Raw genomic sequence first — 5,979 nt, 5'->3', positions numbered from 1 at the left:
TGTACAGAAATAAACATCGCAGTGTGTGTATTGGAAAACATTTTTAAAACTATACGCGGTATGCACCATATATCCTGCACAACTATGCACCATTCCTTTTGGTTTACCTGTTGAACCAGAAGTGTATAAAATAAACAACATATCTTCTGCGTCCATTACTTCAGCTTCACAAACTGCGTTTACTTTTGCAATTTCATTGTGCCACCAAACATCTCGTCCGGCTTTCATTTTAATATCACCATTCACTCTATTTAATACAATTGAAGTTTCAATGGTTGGACAAGTTTCCAAGGCTTCATCAACAATAGTTTTAAAATCTACCGCTTTGCTTCCTCTAAAAACGCCATCAGAAGTTAATAACATTTTACACTCAGCATCGTTAATTCTTGTTGAAAGTGCTACCGCTGAAAATCCTGCAAAAACAACAGAATGCACCGCTCCTATTCTTGCACAAGCTAATACTGCAATTGCCAATTCTGGTACCATAGGCATATAAATACAAACTCTATCGCCTTTTTTAATATTGTTGTTTTTTAAAACATTCGCAAACTTACAAACCTCAGCATGTAATTCTTTATACGTAAAAGTTCTATTGGTTTCGTTAGGATCGTTTGGTTCCCAAATAATGGCTAAATCATCACCTCTTTTTGATAAATGACGATCTAAACAATTTTCAGTAATATTTAATTTAGCGCCTTTAAACCATTCAAATTTTGGTTGCTCCCAATCAAACTCCACCACTTTATCCCATTTTTTACGCCACGTAAATGTTTCGGCAATTTGAGACCAAAATCCTTCTGGATCATTTACGCTATGTTGATACGATTTGTAATATTTTATAAAAGAATCAACTTTTAAATCGTCTAAAGTTTCTTTTTCTTCTTCAGTTGCATGTTCAAATATTCCTATTTTATGTAATTTGAATTCATGTGTAATTTCATTAATAATTTCAGGATCATCTATTGTTGAAGGAATTGTATATTGAACACCATCGGCAATGTTTCTTAATAATTTTCGAAGAATTTTTCCCGAACGTGTTTTTGGTAACCGTTGCACCAATAAAACTCTTTTTAATGAGGCTACTGCTCCAATTTGTTTGCGAACTTCTTGAACAACTTTATATTCTAATTCAAAACTAGAAACATAATCGCCCGATTTTAGAACTACTAAAGCCAACGGAACTTGTCCTTTTAACTGATCTTCAATTCCGAAAACTGCACACTCAGCAACCGATGGATTTGAAGCTACAATTTCTTCCATTTCGGCAGTAGACAAACGGTGACCTGCAACATTTATCACATCATCTACTCTACCCGTAATGTACACATAGCCATCTTCATCGGTATAACCACCATCTCCAGAAAAATAATAACCTGGTAATTTTTTTAAATAGCCATCCACAAAACGGTCAGTATTTCCCCAAATATTTAACAACGTACCTGGAGGCATTGGCAATTTTACAGCCACCAAACCTTCATCGTTTGCACCTAATTGTTTGCCATCAGCATTTAAAATTTGAATATCGTAACCCGGAACAGCTTTTGCGGCAGAACCTGGTTTAACAGGTAATTGCTCAATTCCCATCATATTAGATAGCATTGGCCAACCAGATTCTGTTTGCCACCAATGGTCAATTATAGGAATGTTTAATTGTTCTTCTAGCCAATGTAAGGTTGCTGCATCGCAACGTTCACCTGCTAAAAATTGATATTTTAAACAACTTAAATCGTACATTTTTAATAATTCACCTTCGGGATCTTCTTTTTTAATTGCACGAATTGCTGTTGGAGCTGTAAACATCACTTTTACATTATTTTCACTAATAATTCTCCAAAACGTACTTGCATCTGGTGTTTTTATAGGTTTTCCTTCAAAAACAATGGTTGTATTTCTGTTTAACAATGGTCCGTACACAATATAACTATGCCCAACAACCCAACCAACATCAGAAGCTGCCCAAAAAGTATCTCCTTCTTCAACACCATACACATTTTTCATTGAATATTTTAAAGCCGTAGCATAACCACCTGTATCACGTAAAATACCTTTTGGTTTTCCGGTAGTTCCAGAAGTATATAATATGTACAACGGATCGGTTGCATTCATTTCTACACAAGGTACTGGTTCAGACTTTTTTACTAATTTTTTATAACTAATATAGCGCTCAGTTTTTGGGTTTATAGCTCCCAAATTACGTTGATATACAATAACCTTATCTGGCTTATGAGTTGCTTTTTGAATTGCCTCATCTACCAACGGTTTGTAGGCAATTAATCGGTCAATTTCCATTCCAGAAGTTGCCGTAATTATAGCTTTTGGTTTACAATCGTCTATTCTAATTGCTAATTCATGTGGTGCAAAACCACCAAAAACAACCGAATGAATGGCTCCAATACGTGCACATGCCAACATACTAAATGCTGCATGAGGAATCATTGGCATATAAATAATAACCGTATCACCTTTTTTTACACCTAAATCACGTAAACCGCCAGCCAAGCGTGCAACCCTATTTTGCACATCATTATAAGTATATGTTACTTTTTGTTGAGTAACCGGGGATTCATAAATAATAGCTATTTGCTCGCCATAACCATCTTCAACGTGTTTATCAACAGCTAAATAGCACATATTAAGTGTTCCATCTGCAAACCATCTATCAAAACCATTTTTATCTTTTGATAAAATAATTTTTGGCTTTTTATACCATTTTAAATGATTTGCTTGTTCTTTCCAAAATTCCTGTGGATTTTCAATACTGTGTTCATAATGTTTCTGGTAGCTCATACTATTCTTATTTTTAGTTAACGGTTCCCATTTTTTAATTGGGTTTATTTTTTTATTTTAATAATATATAGGTTTCACTCAATAATTTTTATGTTGATAATGGTTTAGTAAAATATTTAACTGTTCCCTTTTGCAATCCTAATCTCTATGAGAAGTTTTATTTTTTATTGATAAAAAAATGATTTTAATAACGTTTAACTTTGGTTATCTTTTAAAAAACGTAACACCTCATAACCATCCACATTAAATTTTTACTATCTGCTATTTTTAAATCGACAACATCAATAGCTTCCGAACCATCTTTTACTTTAAAAACTTCAAATTATTCTTTTTCAAATAAATGTTCTAATAACATTAGAACATATGATTCATGAGTTACAATAAAAAACTTTTTTACTGTATTAAGTTTTTACGGAGTGCACGAATAATATTTCTTACACAATCAGATATTTACAACTAGTTAATTGATTACCAATGTTAATAAAAAAAAAGAACAATACAAAGCACATAAATTTATATTGTAAAAACCTGAATATAATTAACACAAGAATTTAAAAATATTCAATTTTTCTTAAGAATAAAGTACAAAAGGTCTAAAAACAAAATATGTTATTGAATTAAAATACTACCAGATATTTTAATTCAATAACATATATTTAGAACTATTATATAAATTTTTTAAAATGTATAAATAGCTGAAGTTACTAGTCTGAAATTATTTACAGCATCTGATGAAGAAGTAATATCTCCGTTTCCATCAATTTCACCGTATTGTGCATTTGTAAACTCTCCTTCTACACCAATAGTTAGTGCGCCAGATTTCCAACCAATACGTGGTGCAACTCTAAATGCATTTTCAACGGTTCCTAAAAATCCGTTTTCATAGGTAATTGCCTCTCCAAAACCATCATTTTCAGTATATCCACCAAACAATCCCCACTCCATTGTTTCAGAAAAATCTCCGCAAAACTCAGTCCACATAGATAATGTTTTATTATTAACATAATCTCCATTAGAATTTGTTCCAAAACCACCTATTTGAAGTAAATCGGTCATATTTTCACCATAAGTAGCTTCTGCTTTCCAAGTTGTATTTCCAAGTTTTGTTTTAAAATACCCAATAAAAGCAGTGCTTGTTAAATTATCATCTCCTAAATTTGGCTGACTAGATTTAACGTTAAAACCAACACCTCCTAAGGTTTTAGAAGCATTTCCAAATTGCAATTGTGCGTGAAACTGTGGAATTCCAGATTTACTTACACTTGCTCCTTTAGTTTGAAAATCTCTTTCAGTAAATAAAGCCCCAATAAATTTAACTTTTCCTTTTGTAGTAATACGCAACTGTGGATTTCTAGAAAATGGTTGAAATGGCACACCGGTATTAAAAGAATACGTTCCAGGAAAAACTGCAGTTACAAACATAGGATGCCAATATTGCCCCATTAAAATTTCTATATTATCATTTGATAATTGCACAAAAGCATTTCTTAAACGCAACTCACCAATAGAAGCATCAGAGTTTCCAAAAAAAGCAGCTTCAATAGCTCCAGAAGTTTTCATTCCAAAAAAATCGGGTCCTGAAATAGCAGCTTTTAATCGGGTTTGAATAGATAAAATATTAAAATTAGACTGATCATTTAAATCTTTCCCATCTTCAATATCTTCCGCTGCAGGTAAAACAGCAAAATGTCCTTCCCTTGAGCTTACTACTTGACGAGTATCATACATAAAATCGGTTTTAACAAAGCCACTCCAATTTATACCATATTTTTTATCTAAATCATTAGATTGACCATAACTAAAAGAAGATATTGCTAATAAAATTATTAGAAATGTTGAAATTTGATTTTTCATTTTTGAAAATTAATTTATTTATAAATTTATTGTCCAAAATTAATTTTAACTGTAACAATATGAAAATAAAAGAGCATAAATTAAGTATATCTTTTTATTTGGTTGTATAGGAAATAATTAAACTGTTCATAATAAATTAGCTTAAATAAATCTTCTACTTAAATTTTAATGAATTTGGTTAACATACACGCATATAATTTTAATATAATTATCTGTATTACAATTAAATTTTGCACTAAAACTAACTTAAAATAACAGTATTGGTTTACTATTTAAATTCAAGTGGTCTATAATTAAGGTCTCAAAAATTAATAATACTCCAATTTTAGAGGAATTCACTAAAATTATATGTTCAATTTTTTTTAAAATATCACAAAATGATAGCCTAAATTTCATTATTTCATTATTTATAACATAATCAATATTAAATTATCAAAATTATCACCTTTTCTCAAATTGTTTAATGTTTTGATTCTTATTTTTCTATTTTTGTAGACATTCAAAAAACTAAAACTCAAATATGATAAAACAAGGACTATACCTGCCAGAATTTGAACATGAAAATTGTGGTGCTGGGTTTATTTGCAATTTAAAAGGAGAAAAAACCAACCAAATCATACATGATGCTTTAGAAATCCTAGTAAAATTAGAGCACCGTGGTGGTGTTAGTGCGGATGGAAAAACAGGAGATGGTGCCGGTCTTTTAATAGATATTCCACATGAATATTTTAAAAGAGTATGTAAGTTCGAAATTCCTGCACAAAGAGAGTACGCGGTTGGTATGGTGTTTTTACCTAAAAAAAACAACCAATATAATTATTGTAAAAAAATATTTGAACAAGAAATTAAAAACCAAGGCTTAGCAATTTTAGGATGGAGAAAAGTACCTGTTGATTCTTCTCATTTAGGAAAAATAGCACTCGCATCAGAACCTACTATTGAACAATTATTTGTTGGAAAAACAGAAGAAATTTCTGAGGACATTTTTAAAGCTAAATTATATGCAGCACGCAAAATTACTGAACATGCAATTATAGCATCAAAAATGACAGAAAGCTCTTATTTTTATATCCCAAGTTTTTCTGTAACAACACTAATATATAAAGGAATAATTATGCCCGAAGATATTGGGCCATATTATACCGATTTACAAGAGTCGGATTTAGTAACCCGCTTAGCTTTAGTGCATCAACGTTTTTCTACCAATACAATGCCTTCTTGGGAGTTAGCACAACCATTTAGATATATGTGTCAAAATGGTGAAATAAACACCTTAAAAGGAAATGTAAGTAGAATGCGAGTTCGTGAAGAAATTATGAGAAGTGAAGTTTTTGGCCC

The 5,979-nt window shown here is 31.2% G+C and carries 2 protein-coding genes and 1 pseudogene; 1 reads left to right on the top strand and 2 read right to left on the bottom strand.

What is annotated here, in order from left to right; translation table 11 throughout:
• Together ABY298_RS14230 and ABY298_RS14225 are read right to left on the bottom strand one after the other, a co-directional pair.
• Positions 1 to 2,826: acetate--CoA ligase (locus ABY298_RS14230; RefSeq protein ID WP_372746723.1), on the bottom strand; the 2,826-nt coding region annotated here is incomplete at its 3' end.
• A 639-nt stretch (positions 2,827 to 3,465) separates the two neighbouring features.
• On the bottom strand, positions 3,466 to 4,641 hold the full coding sequence (locus tag ABY298_RS14225) for a hypothetical protein (protein WP_372746722.1): 1,176 nt from the start codon (positions 4,639 to 4,641) through the stop codon (positions 3,466 to 3,468).
• Positions 4,642 to 5,161: 520 nt separating this feature from the next.
• On the opposite strand from ABY298_RS14225, the pseudogene ABY298_RS14220 reads away from it, so the two are divergent.
• Positions 5,162 to 5,979, top strand: a pseudogene (locus ABY298_RS14220) (glutamate synthase subunit alpha); the annotation flags it as partial.

Source organism: Lutibacter sp. (assembly GCF_041596795.1).
GTDB lineage: Bacteria > Bacteroidota > Bacteroidia > Flavobacteriales > Flavobacteriaceae > Lutibacter.
The sequence above is the reverse complement of the archived record's forward strand: the minus strand, read 5'-3'. Positions and strand labels throughout refer to the sequence as shown.